Origin of the sequence: Halosubterraneus shenae, from assembly GCF_050510935.1 — an archaeon.
Taxonomy (GTDB): Archaea; Halobacteriota; Halobacteria; order Halobacteriales; family Haloferacaceae; genus JBDGPU01.
In genome coordinates, this window is record NZ_JBNLVO010000001.1 from 663,682 (window position 1) to 679,414 (window position 15,733).

General features: G+C 66.2%; 19 protein-coding genes. 16 read left to right on the forward strand and 3 right to left on the reverse strand.

Annotation, left to right across the window (positions count from 1 at the left end; genetic code table 11):
• The first annotated feature begins 2 nt into the window (after positions 1-2).
• From rplX to secY, 13 genes are read left to right on the forward strand one after another with little or no spacing between them, the layout of a single operon-like run.
• Entirely contained in the window at positions 3-359 is a 357-nt protein-coding gene (rplX, locus tag ACQE3M_RS03125; RefSeq protein WP_430504005.1) for a 50S ribosomal protein L24, read from the forward strand.
• Complete coding sequence (locus ACQE3M_RS03130; protein ID WP_430504006.1) at positions 356-1,063, forward strand: 30S ribosomal protein S4e; 708 nt, start codon at positions 356-358, stop codon at positions 1,061-1,063. The genes rplX and ACQE3M_RS03130 overlap by 4 nt, the downstream gene beginning before the upstream one ends.
• A complete protein-coding gene (locus ACQE3M_RS03135) occupies positions 1,060-1,584 on the forward strand; it encodes a 50S ribosomal protein L5 (RefSeq protein WP_430504007.1) in 525 nt (174 codons plus the stop codon). Before ACQE3M_RS03130 ends, ACQE3M_RS03135 begins: the two co-directional genes overlap by 4 nt.
• Positions 1,581-1,757: a 30S ribosomal protein S14 gene (locus ACQE3M_RS03140; protein ID WP_430504008.1), complete on the forward strand. Its 177-nt coding sequence runs from the start codon at positions 1,581-1,583 to the stop codon at positions 1,755-1,757. The genes ACQE3M_RS03135 and ACQE3M_RS03140 overlap by 4 nt, the downstream gene beginning before the upstream one ends.
• Positions 1,758-1,759: 2 nt before the next feature.
• On the forward strand, positions 1,760-2,152 hold the full coding sequence (locus ACQE3M_RS03145) for a 30S ribosomal protein S8 (protein ID WP_430504009.1): 393 nt from the start codon (positions 1,760-1,762) through the stop codon (positions 2,150-2,152).
• A 2-nt stretch (positions 2,153-2,154) separates the two neighbouring features.
• On the forward strand, positions 2,155-2,691 hold the full coding sequence (locus ACQE3M_RS03150) for a 50S ribosomal protein L6 (RefSeq protein WP_430504010.1): 537 nt from the start codon (positions 2,155-2,157) through the stop codon (positions 2,689-2,691).
• Positions 2,692-3,396 (forward strand): 50S ribosomal protein L32e, encoded by a 705-nt coding sequence (locus ACQE3M_RS03155; RefSeq protein ID WP_430504011.1) that lies wholly within the window; start codon positions 2,692-2,694, stop codon positions 3,394-3,396.
• Positions 3,393-3,854, forward strand: coding sequence for a 50S ribosomal protein L19e (locus tag ACQE3M_RS03160; protein ID WP_430504012.1), 462 nt, complete (start codon positions 3,393-3,395; stop codon positions 3,852-3,854). Before ACQE3M_RS03155 ends, ACQE3M_RS03160 begins: the two co-directional genes overlap by 4 nt.
• A complete protein-coding gene (locus tag ACQE3M_RS03165) occupies positions 3,854-4,411 on the forward strand; it encodes a 50S ribosomal protein L18 (RefSeq protein WP_430504013.1) in 558 nt (185 codons plus the stop codon). The genes ACQE3M_RS03160 and ACQE3M_RS03165 overlap by 1 nt, the downstream gene beginning before the upstream one ends.
• Positions 4,404-5,048 carry a 30S ribosomal protein S5 gene (locus ACQE3M_RS03170; RefSeq protein WP_430504014.1) on the forward strand — a complete coding sequence of 215 codons (645 nt, stop codon included), beginning with the start codon at positions 4,404-4,406 and terminating at the stop codon, positions 5,046-5,048. The genes ACQE3M_RS03165 and ACQE3M_RS03170 overlap by 8 nt, the downstream gene beginning before the upstream one ends.
• Entirely contained in the window at positions 5,048-5,512 is a 465-nt protein-coding gene (gene rpmD, locus ACQE3M_RS03175) for a 50S ribosomal protein L30 (RefSeq protein WP_430504015.1), read from the forward strand. The genes ACQE3M_RS03170 and rpmD overlap by 1 nt, the downstream gene beginning before the upstream one ends.
• Positions 5,509-6,003, forward strand: a complete 495-nt coding sequence (locus tag ACQE3M_RS03180) for an uL15m family ribosomal protein (protein WP_430504016.1) — start codon at positions 5,509-5,511, stop codon at positions 6,001-6,003. The genes rpmD and ACQE3M_RS03180 overlap by 4 nt, the downstream gene beginning before the upstream one ends.
• A gap of 2 nt (positions 6,004-6,005) precedes the next feature.
• Positions 6,006-7,472 (forward strand): preprotein translocase subunit SecY, encoded by a 1,467-nt coding sequence (secY, locus tag ACQE3M_RS03185; protein WP_430504017.1) that lies wholly within the window; start codon positions 6,006-6,008, stop codon positions 7,470-7,472.
• Between the two features lie 129 nt (positions 7,473-7,601).
• Here the strand turns inward: secY and ACQE3M_RS03190 are convergent, their stop codons facing one another.
• Both ACQE3M_RS03190 and ACQE3M_RS03195 read right to left on the reverse strand, forming a co-directional pair.
• Positions 7,602-9,188, reverse strand: coding sequence for a sensor histidine kinase (locus ACQE3M_RS03190; RefSeq protein ID WP_430504018.1), 1,587 nt, complete (start codon positions 9,186-9,188; stop codon positions 7,602-7,604).
• A 438-nt stretch (positions 9,189-9,626) separates the two neighbouring features.
• A complete protein-coding gene (locus ACQE3M_RS03195; protein WP_430504019.1) occupies positions 9,627-9,914 on the reverse strand; it encodes a hypothetical protein in 288 nt (95 codons plus the stop codon).
• Between the two features lie 94 nt (positions 9,915-10,008).
• Here ACQE3M_RS03195 and ACQE3M_RS03200 point away from each other — a divergent pair, with 94 nt between their 5' ends.
• On the forward strand, positions 10,009-11,487 hold the full coding sequence (locus tag ACQE3M_RS03200; RefSeq protein ID WP_430504020.1) for a dihydrolipoyl dehydrogenase: 1,479 nt from the start codon (positions 10,009-10,011) through the stop codon (positions 11,485-11,487).
• A gap of 262 nt (positions 11,488-11,749) precedes the next feature.
• On the opposite strand, the gene ACQE3M_RS03205 is transcribed toward ACQE3M_RS03200, so the two are convergent.
• Positions 11,750-13,279 carry a PAS domain-containing protein gene (locus ACQE3M_RS03205; RefSeq protein WP_430504021.1) on the reverse strand — a complete coding sequence of 510 codons (1,530 nt, stop codon included), beginning with the start codon at positions 13,277-13,279 and terminating at the stop codon, positions 11,750-11,752.
• A 214-nt stretch (positions 13,280-13,493) separates the two neighbouring features.
• Here ACQE3M_RS03205 and ACQE3M_RS03210 point away from each other — a divergent pair, with 214 nt between their 5' ends.
• Both ACQE3M_RS03210 and pdxS read left to right on the forward strand, forming a co-directional pair.
• Positions 13,494-14,129: a CAP domain-containing protein gene (locus ACQE3M_RS03210; RefSeq protein ID WP_430504022.1), complete on the forward strand. Its 636-nt coding sequence runs from the start codon at positions 13,494-13,496 to the stop codon at positions 14,127-14,129.
• Between the two features lie 147 nt (positions 14,130-14,276).
• Positions 14,277-15,185, forward strand: a complete 909-nt coding sequence (pdxS, locus tag ACQE3M_RS03215) for a pyridoxal 5'-phosphate synthase lyase subunit PdxS (RefSeq protein ID WP_430504023.1) — start codon at positions 14,277-14,279, stop codon at positions 15,183-15,185.
• The last annotated feature ends 548 nt before the right edge of the window (positions 15,186-15,733 follow it).

The following is a 15,733-nucleotide window of genomic DNA, read 5'->3' on the forward strand; positions in this document are numbered from 1 at the left end:
CCATGAGTGAACAGCCCAGCAAACAGCGAAAACAGACGGAGACCGCGCCGCTCCACGAGCGCCAGAACGCCGTTCGCGCGACACTCACGCAGGAGCTCCGCGACGAGTACGGCCAGCGTAACGTCCGCGTCAACGCGGGCGACACCGTCGAAATCCTTCGCGGCGACTTTGCCGGCACGGAAGCCGAAGTCGTCAACGTCGACCTGACGGACACCACCATCGAGGTGGAGGACGTCACCATCGAGAAGGCCGACGGCGAGGAAGTGGCCCGTCCGCTCGAAGCGAGCAACGTCCGCGTGACCGAGCTCGACCTCGAGGACGAGCGCCGTGAGGCGCGGCTCCAGGAGGACAACGAATGACGAACCATCAGAAACGACTGGCAGTACCGAACTCCTGGCCGGTCGAACGCAAAACGGACACGTTCACGGTGAAGGCGGACGCGGGCCCGCACGGGGAATCCGGCGTCCCGCTCGTCATCCTGCTCCGTGACGTGCTCGAATACGTGGACAGCCGCAAGGAAGCGCGATACGCCCTCAACCACGACTCCGTCCTGGTTAACGGCGACGCGATCTCCGACGAACAGCGGCCCATCGGGATGTTTGACATCCTGGCGTTCGTCGAGCGAGAGGAGTACTACCGCGTGTTCCCCGACGAGGGCGGTCGGCTCGCGCTGACCCCCATCGACGAGGACGCAGCAGGCAGCCGCCTCGGCAAGATCGAGGAGAAGACCACGGTCACCGGCGGCGACTTCCAGCTGACGCTCCACGACGGCGCGACCGTCCACGTGGACGCGGACGAGGCCGACCAGTACTCGACGAAGGACTCGATCGTCGTCGACAACGAGTCGAAGGAGATCGTCGCCCACTTCACGTACGAAGAGGGCGCCCTCGTCACCGCCGTTGCCGGCCAGCACGCCGGCAGCGTCGGTACGATCGACGACATCGACGTCACCCTCGGCTCCGGTTCGAACACCGTCACCATCGACGCGGACGACGGCGGGTTCGAGACGGTCGAGGAGTACGTCGTCGTCATCGACGAGAACTTCACGGGTGATGAAGAATGAGTGACGCCGAAACTGCAACCCACGAGATGCGCGAGGCGCAGCTCGACAAGGTGGTCGTCCACATGGGCGTCGGCCAGGGTGGTGAGCCGCTGGCGGAAGCCGAGCGGATCATCGAGGAGATCACCGAGCAGGAGTCCGTCCGCACGACCGCGAAGAGCACCGTCGGCGAGTTCGGCATCCGCAAGGGTGACCCGATCGGCGCCAAGGTGACGCTCCGCGGCGAGGACGCACACGCGTTCCTCGAGACGGCGCTCGACCTGGTCGAGATATCCCCGAGTCAGTTCGACGACTCCGGGAACCTGAGCTTCGGCGTCGAGGACCACACCGACTTCCCGAGCCAGGAATACGACCCGACCATCGGTATCTACGGTCTCGACGTGACGGCGGCGATCGTCCGGCCCGGCTACCGCGTCTCCAAGCGCGACAAGGCCACCGCGAAGATCCCGTCGAACCACCGAATGACCGCCGAGGACGCACGCGCGTTCCTCGAATCGAACTTCGACGTGGAGGTAGCTGAATGAGCGAGAGTGAGAACGAACAGACGGGCGAGCACGCCACCAAGCGCACCGGCCAGAACGTCGAGTGCCGGCGCTGCGAGCGTAAGCAGGGCCTCGTCGGCAAGTACGACATCAACCTTTGCCGACAGTGTTTCCGCGAGGTCGCCCGCGACATGGGATTCAGGAAGTACAGCTAATTATGGCAGGAAACGACCCCCTCGCCAACGCGCTCGCCGGCATCGATAACGCCGAGAGCGTGGGGCACTTGTCGTATACGGTAGAGCCCGCGTCGAACGTCATCGGATCCGTCCTCGAGGTCTTCTACGACCGCGGGTACGTCGACAGCTTCGAGTTCGTCGACGACGGCAAATCCGGCTACTTCGACGTCGAACTGAAAGGAGCGATCAACGAATGTGGCGCCGTCAACCCGCGCTACTCCGCCGGTGCTGACGAGTTCGAGAAGTGGGAGAAGCGATACCTCCCCGCCCGTGACTACGGGGCACTCATCGTCACGACGAGCCACGGCGTCATGAGCCACTACGAGGCCCGCGAACAGGGCATCGGTGGCCAGGTGATCGCATACGTCTACTAACAATGAACAGAGTAGCAATCGACATTCCGGACGACGTCTCCGCCGAGATCGACCACCTCGACCTCACGATCGAGGGACCGAACGGGTCCGTCACGCGACGGCTCTGGTACCCCGACGTGACCGTCGACGTGGAAGACGACGCGGTCGTCATCGCCTCCGAGGAATCGGACGCGAAGACGAACGCGACCGTCGGCACGTTCGAGAGCCACGTCACCAACATGATCCACGGCGTTACCGAGGGCTGGACGTACGAGATGGAAGTCTTCTACGCTCACTTCCCGATGCAGGTAACCGTGGAGGGTGACGAGGTCGTCATCGAGAACTTCCTCGGGGAGAAGGCCCCGCGAACGGCCCAGATCCGCGGAGACACTGAGGTACAGATCGACGGCGAGGAGCTCACGCTCACCGGCCCGTCCATCGAGGACGTTGGCCAGACCGCCGCCGACATCGAACAGCTGACGAAGGTGACCGACAAGGACTCGCGCGTCTTCCAGGACGGCGTGTACATTGTCGAGAAACCGACGCTCGGAGGTGCCTAAATGGCTGACGAACTCGAAGACATCAGCGGTGTCGGTCCTTCGAAGGGCGACGCCCTTCGCGAGGCCGGCTACGAAACAGTCGAAGACGTGAAGGCGGCCTCCCAGTCGGAACTGGCCGAGGTCGACGGCATCGGCAACGCGCTCGCTGCGCGGATCAAAGCCGACGTTGGCGGCCTCGAGGTTGAAGAGGAGGCCGAAGCCGAGATCGAGGAGGAAGCACCGGAGGAAGCCGAGGCCGAGGCGGCCGAGGAGGAAGTCGAAACCGAACTGCAGCCCCGCGGTCACGCGGACAAGACGCCGGATCTCGACGACGAGACGGCGCGTGCGCTCACGCAGAAGCTGCGTGAGGGCAAGCCGCAGTTCAATCGACAGGACCACCACAAGAAGAAGCGCGTCTCCACGTCCTGGCGCCGCCCGCGCGGTACCCTCTCGAAGATGCGCCGTAGCATCAAGGGCAAGGGTGACACCGTGCAGGCCGGCTTCCGGACGCCGAAGGAAGCACGCGACCTGCACCCGTCGGGCTTCGAAGAGGTCCTCGTTCACAACACGGACGACCTCGAAGGCATCGACGGCGATTCGCAGGCCGTCCGCATCGGCGGGTCCGTCGGCGGTCGCAAGCGCGAGCGCATCGAGGACGTCGCCGAGGAAGAAGGGATCCGCGTGCTCAACCCGACCTACATCGAAGTGGAGGTTGACGAGCAATGAGTGATCTGAAAGCCCAGAAGCGGCTCGCCGCCGACGAACTCGACGTTGGCGAGAACCGCGTCTGGCTCGACCCCGACGCACAGGAGGAGCTCGAGGATGCCATCACGCGAGAGGACATCCGCGAGCTCATCGAGGACGGCACGATCCGTGCCAAGGACACGCAGGGTAACTCGCGCGGCCAGGCCCGCGAGCGCGCCGAGAAGCGCTCGTACGGCCACCGCAAGGGCGCCGGTACCCGGAAGGGCAGCTCCGGCGCACGCGAGGACTCGAAGGACGACTGGATGCAGCGGATCCGCGCACAGCGGGCCCGTCTGAAGGAACTTCGCGACGACGAGGAGCTCCTCGACGCCTCGCAGTACCGCGAAGTGTACGACAAGGCAAGCGGCGGCGAGTTCGAGGACGTCGCGCGGCTCGAGGCCCACATCGAGTCCACCTACGACATTGAGGTGACCGACTAATGGCAACAGGACCACGATACAAGGTGCCGATGCGGCGCCGTCGCGAGGTCCGGACTGACTACCACCAGAGGTTGCGCCTGTTGAAATCGGGCAAGCCTCGCCTGGTCGCTCGGGTGAGCAACGCTCACGTCAGGGCGCAGCTGGTTACTCCCAGTTCGGACGGCGACGAGACCCACGCGGCTGCCTCTAGCGAGGAGCTCGACGAGTACGACTGGGAAGCCCCCACGGGCAACCTCCCCAGCGCGTACCTGACGGGCTACCTCGCGGGCGCCCGCGCCGTCGAAAACGGCCTCGACGAGGCCGTGCTCGACGTTGGGCTCAACACGGCGACGCCTGGCAACAAGGTGTTCGCAGTACAGGAAGGCGCAATCGACGCGGGACTGCAGATCCCCCACAGCGAGAGCGTGCTCGCGGACTGGTCGCGTAACCGCGGCGAGCACATCGCCGAGTACGCGGAGCAGCTCGACGAGCCGCTCTACAGCGGGGATTTCGCAGCCACCGACCTACCCGAGCACTTCGACGACGTGCTCGCAGCTATCCAGGAGGACTATGAGTAACAACAACGGGTGGGAGCCCCGAACGCGGCTCGGTCGACAGGTGCAGGATGGAGACGTCACGTCGATGGAGCAGGCGCTCGAATCCGGGCTCCCGCTGAAGGAAGCAGAGATCGTCGACCAGCTCCTGCCGGGGCTCGAAGACGAAGTGCTCGACATCAACATGGTCCAGCGCATGACCGACTCCGGACGCCGCGTCAAGTTCCGGTGTGTCGTGGCGGTCGGGAACCGCGACGGCTACCTCGGCTACGCGCAGGCCCGTGACGACCAGGTCGGTGGCGCCATCGAGAAGGCCATCGACGTGGCGAAGCTGAACATCATCAAGGTCGACCGCGGCTCCGGGTCCTGGGAGGACCAGCCCGGCGGCACCAACTCCCTGACGCGACTCGCGGAAGGGAAGGCCGGCTCCGTCGAAGTCGAGATCAAGCCCGCCCCGCAGGGGCTCGGGCTTGCCGGCGCGGAGACGGTGCGCAACATCCTCGAACTGGCTGGCGTGCAGGACGCCTGGACCAGCTCGAACGGCAACACGCGCACGACGGTCAACCTCGCGAAGGCGACGTTCAACGCACTGCGGAACGCGGCGCAGGCTCGGACGCCCGAGCACGCCCGCGAAGTGCACTACGACGAGGTGAGCGAGTGATGCAGGCTATCGTTCAGGTTCGCGGTGAAGTCGACATGAACGGCAAGATCCAGGACACCCTGGAGATGCTGAACATCGGTCGCGTCAATCACGCGACGTTCGTCCCCGAGACGGACGCCTACAGCGGGATGATCACGAAGGTCAACGACTACGTGGCCTTCGGTGAGCCCTCCGCCGAGGCGGTCGCGCAGACGCTCGCGCGACGCGGCGAGCCCCTCGAGGGCGACGCCGACCTCGACGACGAATGGGTCGCCGAGAACACGTCGTACGACGACCTCGACGCTCTCGCGCAGGCGCTCGTCGACGAGGAGACGAAGCTGCAGGACGAGGGCATCTCGCCCGCCGTCCGTCTGCACCCGCCGCGGAGCGGTCACGACGGCGTGAAACACCCCACCAAAGAGGGCGGTGAGCTCGGTCGGCACACGACCGAGGACATCGACGCCCTGCTGGAGGACATGCGATGAGCAAGAAACGCAAACAGCGTGGAACGCGAACGCACGGCGGCGGCAGCCACAAGAACGGTCGCGGTGCCGGTCACCGCGGCGGTCGTGGCGCAGCCGGCCGTTCGAAACACGAGTTCCACAACTACGAACCGCTCGGCAAGTACGGCTTCAAGCGCCCGCAGTCGACCCAGAAGGACGTTCTCGAAGTGAAGGTCCAGAAGCTCGACGAGGACGCCGCGCTGTACGCCGCCGAAGGGGTCGCCGAGGAAGATGACGGCACGTACGTCTTCGACGCACGTGACGTCGTCGACGACGGCCACGAGGCCGACGTCGTGAAGGTGCTCGGTGGCGGCCAGGTCCGACAGGAGCTGGAGATTGTCGCCGACGCGTTCACGGCCGGCGCTCGCGAGCTCATCGAGGAAGCCGGCGGCACCGCCGAGCTTTCCGAGCGAGCCGAGGAGGCCGAAGCGGAAGGGGAAGATACTTCGGACGACGAGGCTGACGAGGAGTAACAATGAGCTGGAAGGACGCCGCCGAACCGGTCCTCACCCGGATGCCGACCGTCCAGCGCCCGGAGGGGCACGTCCCCTTCAAGCGCAAGCTGGCGTGGACGGCGGGCATCCTGATGGTGTACTTCTTCCTCACCAACATCAACCCGTTCGGGCTGGCGGTGGGACAGAGTTCGGACTTCTTCGGACAGTTCCGCTCGATCCTCGCCGGCCAGCAAGGGTCGCTGCTGCAGGTCGGTATCGGTCCCATCGTCACGGCGTCCATCGTGCTCCAGCTACTCGGCGGGGCGAACCTGCTCGGTCTGGACACAAACGACCCGCGTGACCAGGTCCTCTACCAGGGGCTCCAGAAGCTGCTGGTCTTCATCGTCACCGCCCTGACGGCGGCGCCGATGGTGTTCGGCGGCGGCTTCCTGCCGGCCGACCAGAACGTCGCCGCGGCGCTCGGCGTGAGCCTCTTCGCCGTCCAGTCGATCATCTTCGCACAGGTGTTCGTCGGCGGCGTGCTCGTCCTCTTCATGGACGAGATCGTGAGCAAGTGGGGCGTCGGCTCCGGCGTCGGACTGTTCATCATCGCGTCGGTGAGCCAGCAGATCGTCGGCGGGTTCTTCAGCTGGTCGGCGCTGGGCCAGACCGGCTTCTTCGCCAGCTGGTACGGGATCATCTTCGGGAGCCTAGAGATCGGCTCCGTGTTCACGTCACAGGGGCTCCAGAACCTCCTGTTCTCCCCGGGGAACCTCCTCGCGGCGTTCACGACGTTCTTCATCTTCGTCGTGGTCGTCTACGCGGAGTCCGTCCGGGTGGAGATCCCCCTCTCGCACGCTCGCGTGAAGGGGGCGCGTGGTCGCTTCCCGGTGAAGCTCATCTACGCGTCGGTCCTCCCGATGATCCTCGTTCGCGCACTGCAGGCGAACATCCAGTTCTTCGGGCAGATCCTCAATCGGACGTGGGCAGGGATGCCCAGCTGGCTCGGCGTGTACAACCAGGGCCAGCCCGTCTCCGGGTTCTTCTACTACGTGAACCCGATCCAGCAGCCCACCCAGTGGATGTGGTTCCTCGGTGAGGCTGCGGCGGACCCGTGGATGATCGCGATCCGCGTGACGATCGACCTCACGGTCATGGTCGTCGGCGGCGCTATCTTCGCGATCTTCTGGGTCGAGACGACCGACATGGGCCCCGAGGCGACGGCCAAGCAGATCCAGAACTCCGGGATGCAGATCCCCGGGTTCCGACAGAACCCGCAGGTCGTCGAGAAGGTCATGGAGCGATACATCCCGCAGGTCACCGTCATCGGCGGTGCCCTCGTCGGGTTCCTCGCGGTCATGGCCAACATGCTGGGCACGGTCGGTGGCGTCTCCGGTACCGGGCTCCTGCTCGCGGTCTCCATCACGTACAAGCTGTACGAGGAGATCGCCGAGGAGCAGCTCATGGAGATGCACCCGATGATGCGCCAGATGTTCGGGTCGGAGTAAGGGCACTTTCGCCGCTCCGATTCCGCAGAAGCGCTTCTTTCTTTTCACGACTCAGTAGCCGAGCAGCCTCGATTAGCGGACGCTGTCCCGCGGAAGCGCTTCCGGATCCGCTCCGAGCCGGAGCGTCGCCTATCCGCGTTCCTGCTGCCGCTCCCGCCGCCCTCCTTCGAGGTATTCCTGCTCGAACTCCGACCGGGCGCTGACGTCACGCATGACCGCGAGGTGCTGGCCGGGGAGGATGTTCGCCGTCGTGGCGTACTCGGCGACGCGCTCGCGTCCGTCCGCCGCGACGATCGTGACCGTTCCTCGGCGTCGACCGCCCGAGCACATCGACCGCCACTCGCGCTCGAAGTCGTGCTCGGCGTGAAGCAGCTCGTCGAGCGAGCGGCCGAGCAGGTCGTCGCTCGCCAGCCCGTACAGGTCGCCCGCGCTGGAGTTAGCTTCCAGAATCCGTGCGTCGTCGTCGAGAATCAGGAGCGCGGCGGATGCCCCCTCGAAGACCGCCTCGAACCGGCCGAGTTCGCGCACCTCCCGTCGCCGGGGCGATCCGTCCGCGGCAGGGACCGAGGTTCGGGGGAGCGTGATCGTCATTCGGGTTCCCGTCTCGGAGACGTCGCTGTCGAGGGTGCCGTCGTGGGCAGTCACGATCTCGTACACCATCCAGAGCCCGAGCCCGCTCCCGTGGACGAGTACCCGTTCGACCCCCTTCTCGAGGACCTTCCGCTCCTGCTCGGGCAGTCCCGGCCCGTTGTCGGTCACGTGGATCTGCACGTCGCCGTCTTCCGTTCCGACCGACACAGTGACCTGGGGATCCTGTGCGTGTTTGGCAGCGTTTTCGAGCAGTTCCTCGAGCGCGACGTGCAGGCTGGGCATCGCGGCAACCGTGGCGTTCTCGGCGCCCTCGACGACGAACGATGCCGACGGATACCGGGATTCGACGACCGTGATACCCTCGTCGACGACCGTGTGCAGGTCGAACATCCGGCGGTCGAACCTCGTGCCGACCACCGATTCCAGCGTGCGCGCGGTGTCGCTCAGGTCCAGCAGGTTGTCGATCTTGTTCAGGACCGTGTCGACGTACTGGTTCCGGTCGTCGCGCTGGTTTGCGAGTCTGAGGACGTGGCCACGGATCACGGACATGTCGTTGCGAAGGTTGTGCCGGAGAACGCGACTGAGGACGGTCGAGACGCTTTCGCGCTGGACGAGTTCGACCTTCTGGCGGTTGTATTCGAGTTCGTGCTCGAGAATCCGGGTAACGAGTTCCGCGAAGGAGGTCTCGTCCTCACCGAACGGTTCCTCGCGTGGGTCCTCGGAGACGAAGCAGACGGTCCCGTAGGGCTCGTCGTCGGCCTCGAGCGTCGTGCCGTGGTAGCAGTGGAGTCCCTGGGTGTCGAAGGCCGGGTCGTCCGTCCAGCCTTGCTCGGGGGCGTCGTGCAGCGCGATGGGAGTCTCACCGGCGATCGTCCGCCGGCAGTACGTCGTTGATAGATCGAGGGAACGTCCCGGCGGAAGGGTGCCATCCGGCGGGTTGGTACTGACGATGACCTCCCAGTAGTCAGCTTCCGGGTTGATCCGCGTCACGTACCCGTTGTCGACGCCGAGGTATGCACCCCCGAGTTCGAGGGTCTTCCGGGCTTTCTTTTTAAAGGGGATATCTCGTTTCGAGATCTCGTAGAGCCGGCTACGGACCCGGTCGCCGTCAGACACTGAGCTCATTGGGACCATTCTCCGTCGACGAATTCAACATCGTCTCTCGTTGTTAGCGGGTTCTGCGTACGGAGATGCGATGCCGGAGACACTCATTTGGTATCAGCTCACATGGTATGTCACAGTAGGGATTACAATATACGTGTTGGCCAATTATCAGGTGACCCTGCTGAAACGGCCGAACCTACTGTGTATGCAACTGGTGGGAGATGTAGAGGCTGAGAGCGCGCGTGGATAGCAGAAAAACGGAATTCAGCCGGGAACTGTGCAGTAGGTATTTAAATACCTCCGGAGTATCAGGTCGACTCCAGTACCCGGTCGTCCCATTCCCGTGAATCACCTCGTTAAAGCGGCCCCACTCCGACCCAGTCGATGGCTTTCCAGTAGCGAACGATGACCCTCGCGGCGACACTGAACACGAAGAAGGTGCGTACTCACGGGCTCCGACTACTCGGGAGGGCTATTGTTCCCGCCGAACGCGTCGGCGCCGTGGTCGTCCTGCCACGCGAACGCGTACACCGTCGTCGTCACCGGATCCGACGCCGCCGCCTCGTGATCACCGGATCCGTGGCCGCCGTGCCCGCGCTGACCGGCGTGACCGTCGACAAGCGCGTGCGGGACCGCGTGAACGAGCGCCTGCGCCGCGGCGTCGTGTACGGCCTGCCCACAGTCACCGGTGCTCGGCTCGCGGTCGGCGGGGTGGGCGTGCTCTAATCGTCGACTGTCGGTCGGCATTGGATCCCCGGCCGACGGGGGGTCGTGTGCGGCGCGCCGCCCCGGCAGGTCGAGAGCCCGTCAGTTTCAGTAGCGTGGGGGGTGCCCACATACCATGAACGAGTTCGACTTCCTCGTTATCGGATCGGGGTCGGGCCTCGAGGTAGCCAACGTCGCGGCGAACCAGGGGCAGTCGGTCGCGGTCGTCGAGAAGGGGCCACTCGGCGGGACCTGTCTCAACCGCGGCTGTATCCCCTCGAAGCTGCTCCTCTATCACGCCGACGTGCTCGAGACGGTCGAGCGGGCGGAGGAGTTCGGCATCCACGCCGAGGTCACCGACGTCGACTTCGCCGAGTTCGTTCGCGAGGCGAACGAGGAGGTCGCAGAGAGCGCCGAGTCGATCCGCCGCGGGCTCCGGTCCTCCGACCAGCACGACCTGTTCGAGGGCGAAGGCCGGTTCGTCGAGGAGCGCACCGTCGAGATCGTCGACGGCGCTGACGAGGGGGCGACCCTCCGCGCCGAGACGGTGCTCATCGCTGCCGGGACGCGCCCCGCGATCCCCCCGATCGACGGCATCGAGGACGTCGACTACCTCACGAGCACGGAGGCGCTCCAGCTCGAGGAGCCGCCGGACCGGCTCGTCGTCGTCGGCGGCGGATACATCGCCGCCGAGCTCGGCCACTTCTTCGGGACGTTCGGCACCGATGTGACGATCGTCGGTCGGCGGCCTGAGCTGCTCCCGGAGGCCGACCAGGAGGTCGCTGCCGAGTTCACCGAGCGGTTCGCCGACCGGTTCGAGGTGCACACCGGATATACGGCGACCGCGGTCTCCGCGACTGGTGGCGGCGGCGATGGCGACGGCGATGGTGACGGCGACGGCGAGATCACCGTCACGGCACAGCCCTACGAGTACGACTACGGCGGGAGCGTCGTCGAGGAGGGCGAGCCGATCTCCGTCGCCGGCGACGAGCTGCTCGTCGCGGCCGGCCGCCGCCCGAACACGGACCTGCTGAACCTCGAGGCGACGGGCGTCGAGACGGACGAGCAGGGGTACGTCGCGACCGACGAGTACCTGCGGACGGACGCCGACGGGATCTGGGCGCTCGGCGACGTCGTCGGCGAGTACCTGTTGAAACACAGCGCGAACCACGAGGCCCGGACCGTCGCTGGCAACGTCTTCGGCGGGGAATTGGAGCCGGTCGACTACACCGCGATGCCCTTCGCCGTCTTCGCGTCGCCGGAGGTCGCCGGCGTCGGTGCCACCGAGGCGGAGCTCCGGGAGGCGGACCGCGACTACGCGGTCAACACCTACCGGTTCGAGGACACCGCCCGCGGGGACGCGATGCACGCCGAGGGGATGGTGAAGGTCCTCATCGACCTGGAGGGGGAGATCCTCGGCTGTCACGTCATCGGCCCGGAGGCGTCGACGCTGATCCAGGAGGTCGTCGTCGCGATGAAGGCCGGGTCGGGGACGATCGCGGACATTCAGGAGTCGATCCACATCCACCCCGCCTTACCGGAGGTCGTCCAGCGAGCCTTCTCGGGGCGGTTCAGCCGCGGTGGTCACGAGCATAGCCACGGCCATCAGCACTGAGTCGGCGTTGCCGTGGACGCCGTGGTCGCTCCGTCGCGGTTCGAGGCGACGCTCGTCCACGCGCTCACCGCGACGCCGGTCTGGTACGTCGCCGCCTGGTCGATCCCGGGCGTGGTCATCGGCGGTTCGGTCGGCTCATAGGCCGGGAAGCACCTCCCCAGCGACCTGCTGGAGCAGGGGCTCGGCGTCGTGTTCGCGATCGTGGCTGTCGTCGTGCTCGTAACGACGTTCCTGTGAGCCGACCTTCGACCACCGGGATCCACTACCGATCCCGGAGCTCCCGAACCGTCGCGACGACGTGCCCGCTTTCCTCGTTACCGGCTCCGTCGACGTTGCCGTCCCCGTCGACACCGCCGTCGATCGGAGCGGCCGAGATCTCAGCTGGCCGCCGCTCGCCATCGCTGGTGAGACAGGCGAACTCGTCGGTCACCGTGCCGCTCTCCGCAAGCACCGTCTCGATGAACGAGTGGAACTCCGTCATCTCGCCCGGGTGAACGTCGGAGATGGCGACGTCGGACCGCAGCTCCGCCTGCGAGTAGCCGGTGAACTCGGCGGCCGCCGGGTTCGCGTCGACGATCCGGTCGGCATCGGGGTCGAGGACGAAGACGGCGTCGTTAGTGTTCCGGAACACCTTCTCGTAGATGTCCGCCGTGCGCTCCCGGCGCCGCTCGGCGGTGACGTCGCGGACGATCCCGTCGAAGTGCCGCTCGCCGTCCTCCTTGGATAGCGCGACTCGCACTTCCAGCAGCCGGGTGTCGCCGTCGAGCGTGGTCGCCTCGACCACCGTCTCCTCGAGGCCGCCGGTTCGCGTAATCTCCTCGATGAGCCCCTCACCGTCGTCGGGGGTCCCCCACAGTCGCGTTGGGTCGGTCGCCAGCAGCTCCTCCCGGGAGTCGGCCCCGAGCATGTCGACCAGCGTGGCGTTCGCGCTCACGATCCCACCGTCTGACGACGCCCGGAAGACGCCGACCGGGAGGTTCTCCACGATCCGCTCGTAGCGTTCGAGCTTCTGCTCGTGCTGCTTCAGGTCGGTGATGTCGGTGATGAACCCTTCCAGGACCTCGTCGCCGCTCGCGCCGACGGTCTGCCCGCGCTCCCAGACCCACTTCGTCGAACCGTCCTTCGTCCGGAGGCGATAGGTCGTCTCGAACTCGTCAGCCTCGGAGATCCCCGCCTGTACGTCGGCGACGACGTCGTCGCGGTCCGCCGGGTGGATGAGGTCCGTCCCGAAGGTGAGGTCGTCGGATTCGATCTCGGCGGCGGTGTACCCCGTCAGCTCCGCTGCGTCGCCTTTGACCTCGTTCATCGTCCACACGAGGTCGTTCTCACAGCGGTACACCATGCCCGGGAGGTTGCTCACGAGCGTCTCCAGCTCACGGGTTCGCTCGGTAAGCGCCTCGCGGGAACGGCGGGAGACGACGGCGTTCGTGATCCGGTTCGCCAGTAGCTCGTACTGGTCCGTCCCGGGGCCCTTCTGAATGTAGTCGGTGACGCCGGCGGAGATTGCGTCGCTCGCGACCGCCTCGCTGCCCTTCCCGGTGAAGAGAATGAACGGGAGATCCGGGCTCTCCTCGCGGACGGCCGTCAGGAACTCGATCCCGTTGCACTCGGGCATATCGTAGTCGGAGACGACGCAGTCGACGTTGACCTCGTCGAGGCGGTCGAGCGCGGCGTCCGGTCCCAGCTCCGTGAGCACCTCGAAGCGGTCGCTCTCCCGCTCGAGATACGTCGCGACGAGGTCCGCAAACGCCGGGTCGTCGTCGACGTGGAGGATGCGGACGGCTTCGTTCATCCTCGGGCTGTTTCGGGAGGCCGGATAAAGTGGTTCCGGCCCGAGTACTAGCGCTGATAACGGAGGAGACCTCCAGGACCCCGCGTTCGGCGGTCGTCGTCGGACGACAGCAACCGGGAATCGCGGTCGCCGAGGCGGACGCCCAATACGTGTGAGTCTCACTGCCAATAAATTGTTCATAAGGTTTATGGCCGAATTTCCCCTTCCGCTTGTAATGCGTCGGCCGACCCGGTTCGTTCTCGTCATCCTTCTCGTCACTGCAGTGCCGGTCGTCGCGGGGGCCAGCCTCGGCGTCGTCGGCGTCGACGACGTGGGTCTCGGTGGCGTCGCGGCGGCGACGGGCGGAACCGGGGCCGACACGACGGGGAACGAGACGGTGCCGCCGTCGGCGTACGACGACTTCGACGTCACAGCCGTCGAGCGGGAGATTCAGCGACTCGTGAACGAGCGGCGGGCCACCCACGATCTCGCGCCACTCGAACGGGATCCGGCGCTGCGCGGCGTCGCCCGGACCCACAGTACCGACATGGCGACCCGGGAGTTCGTCGGCCACGAGACCCCGGACGGTGAGGGGCTCGGCGACCGGATCCGCGAGGCCGACATGGCGGACTCCTGCGGGTCGGCCGGGGAGAACGTCGCGCTCGGCTACGTGAACCGGACGTTCGAGGTCGACGACGACCGCTACCACCCGACGACCGAGACGGAGCTGGCGACGGTGCTCGTCGAGATGTGGTTCGCCTCGCCGTCCCACCGCGAGAACCTGCTTGCGAACGACTGGGACAGCCAGGCCGTCGGGCTGTACGTGACGGCCGACGGCGAAGTGTACGCGACACACCTGTTCTGCGGCTAATCAGCGGCGCGCGGGACGACTGACCGGTCGCGATCGCTCCGAGACGGTCGCCCGCAAGTCGGGCGTTCGCGTCGCGCTCGCGCGGTCGTCCCCGGACGCGAGCAGCGAAAGGGGACTCGTTAAGTGGACTCCGAACGAACGCCGGATATGGCCGAAGCTACGGACCTCGAGGAACTCAAGCGCGGGACCGAGCTCGTGAAGCGCGGCTTCGCGCGGATGCAGAAGGGCGGCGTCATCATGGACGTCGTCACGCGCGAGCAGGCCCGGATCGCCGAGGACGCCGGCGCCGTCGCCGTCATGGCGCTGGAAGCCGTCCCGGCCGACATCCGGAAGCGCGGCGGCGTCGCGCGGATGCCGGACCCCGGTAACGTCACGGAGATCATCGACGAAGTGTCGATCCCGGTGATGGGCAAATCGCGTATCGGACACCAGAAGGAAGCCGAGATCCTCGAATCGCTTGGCGTCGACATGATCGACGAGTCCGAGGTGCTGACGCCCGCGGACGACGAGTACCACATCGACAAGCGCGACTTCACGTCGCCGTTCGTCTGCGGCGCGCGGAACCTCCCCGAGGCGCTCCGCCGTATCAACGAGGGCGCGGCGATGATCCGGACGAAGGGCGAGGCCGGCACGGGCGACGTGAACCAGGCCGTCATGCACCAGCGGACGATGAAACACCAGATCCGGGAGATCTCCGGGCTGTCCCACGAGGAGCGCGAGAAGTGGGCCCGCGAGCACGGTGCCCCGCGCGACCTCGTCCACGAGACGGCCGAGCAGGGTCGCCTGCCCGTCGTCAACTTCGCGGCCGGCGGCATCGCGACGCCCGCCGACGCCGCACTGATGATGCACCACGGCTGTGACGGCATCTTCGTCGGCTCCGGCATCTTCGGCGCGGAGGACCCGGTCGAGATGGGCAACGCCATCGTCGAGGCCGTCAACAACTGGGACGACCCCGACGAGCTCGCCGAGATCTCGAAGGGCGTCGGCTCCGGGATGAAGGGCCGCTCGAAGGAGTCGCTGTCCGAGGAAGAGGAGCTGCAGGGCCGCGGCGTTTAAATAGGGTTTCGGGCGTTTTGTGGGGTTTCTGCGTACTTTTTCGGAGTTGTGAGCGGCGACTGGAGAGTTTTCGGCTGACTTTGCTTATAAACTGGATGCACAGGTACAAACGCTGCTGCACTGGACAGCACCGCAAACACCTCTAAAGCCCTCGGCCGCTCGCGGTCGCTGTCCTCGAAAATCGGAGATTTTCGGGCTCCGAGAAATCTTCGATTTCTCGCGAAGCGACATATCCACGCCTCTCCGCACAGCCCGGCGTGGATAGGGGTCGGCTCAGCGACTCCCCTTCGGCGCGACCACTGGAAGACGGTCCGGGCTGCCTGCAGTAGCGGGCTGCCGGGCTGCGACTTCCAAGCTCTCGTTCACTTCGTCGCCGGCGCGGCAACGGCGCGCCGGCTGCCCGAGAGACCTCCGGTCTCTCGCTGTTCACGAGACCGGCCATCGCCCTTTCAGTCCACCAGGACCGCGACGGCAACCGCGACTGCACAGCGACCGCAACCGCGACTGCACAGCGACCGCAACCGCGACTGCACAGCGACCGCAACCGC

Coding starts and splice junctions, on each gene's coding strand:
- rplX (WP_430504005.1), top strand. CDS start 3: ATGAGTGAACAGCCCAGCAAACAGCGAAAACAGACGGAGACCGCGCCG.
- ACQE3M_RS03130 (WP_430504006.1), top strand. CDS start 356: ATGACGAACCATCAGAAACGACTGGCAGTACCGAACTCCTGGCCGGTC.
- ACQE3M_RS03135 (WP_430504007.1), top strand. CDS start 1,060: ATGAGTGACGCCGAAACTGCAACCCACGAGATGCGCGAGGCGCAGCTC.
- ACQE3M_RS03140 (WP_430504008.1), top strand. CDS start 1,581: ATGAGCGAGAGTGAGAACGAACAGACGGGCGAGCACGCCACCAAGCGC.
- ACQE3M_RS03145 (WP_430504009.1), top strand. CDS start 1,760: ATGGCAGGAAACGACCCCCTCGCCAACGCGCTCGCCGGCATCGATAAC.
- ACQE3M_RS03150 (WP_430504010.1), top strand. CDS start 2,155: ATGAACAGAGTAGCAATCGACATTCCGGACGACGTCTCCGCCGAGATC.
- ACQE3M_RS03155 (WP_430504011.1), top strand. CDS start 2,692: ATGGCTGACGAACTCGAAGACATCAGCGGTGTCGGTCCTTCGAAGGGC.
- ACQE3M_RS03160 (WP_430504012.1), top strand. CDS start 3,393: ATGAGTGATCTGAAAGCCCAGAAGCGGCTCGCCGCCGACGAACTCGAC.
- ACQE3M_RS03165 (WP_430504013.1), top strand. CDS start 3,854: ATGGCAACAGGACCACGATACAAGGTGCCGATGCGGCGCCGTCGCGAG.
- ACQE3M_RS03170 (WP_430504014.1), top strand. CDS start 4,404: ATGAGTAACAACAACGGGTGGGAGCCCCGAACGCGGCTCGGTCGACAG.
- rpmD (WP_430504015.1), top strand. CDS start 5,048: ATGCAGGCTATCGTTCAGGTTCGCGGTGAAGTCGACATGAACGGCAAG.
- ACQE3M_RS03180 (WP_430504016.1), top strand. CDS start 5,509: ATGAGCAAGAAACGCAAACAGCGTGGAACGCGAACGCACGGCGGCGGC.
- secY (WP_430504017.1), top strand. CDS start 6,006: ATGAGCTGGAAGGACGCCGCCGAACCGGTCCTCACCCGGATGCCGACC.
- ACQE3M_RS03190 (WP_430504018.1), bottom strand. CDS start 9,188: ATGAGCTCAGTGTCTGACGGCGACCGGGTCCGTAGCCGGCTCTACGAG.
- ACQE3M_RS03195 (WP_430504019.1), bottom strand. CDS start 9,914: ATGCCGACCGACAGTCGACGATTAGAGCACGCCCACCCCGCCGACCGC.
- ACQE3M_RS03200 (WP_430504020.1), top strand. CDS start 10,009: ATGAACGAGTTCGACTTCCTCGTTATCGGATCGGGGTCGGGCCTCGAG.
- ACQE3M_RS03205 (WP_430504021.1), bottom strand. CDS start 13,279: ATGAACGAAGCCGTCCGCATCCTCCACGTCGACGACGACCCGGCGTTT.
- ACQE3M_RS03210 (WP_430504022.1), top strand. CDS start 13,494: ATGCGTCGGCCGACCCGGTTCGTTCTCGTCATCCTTCTCGTCACTGCA.
- pdxS (WP_430504023.1), top strand. CDS start 14,277: ATGGCCGAAGCTACGGACCTCGAGGAACTCAAGCGCGGGACCGAGCTC.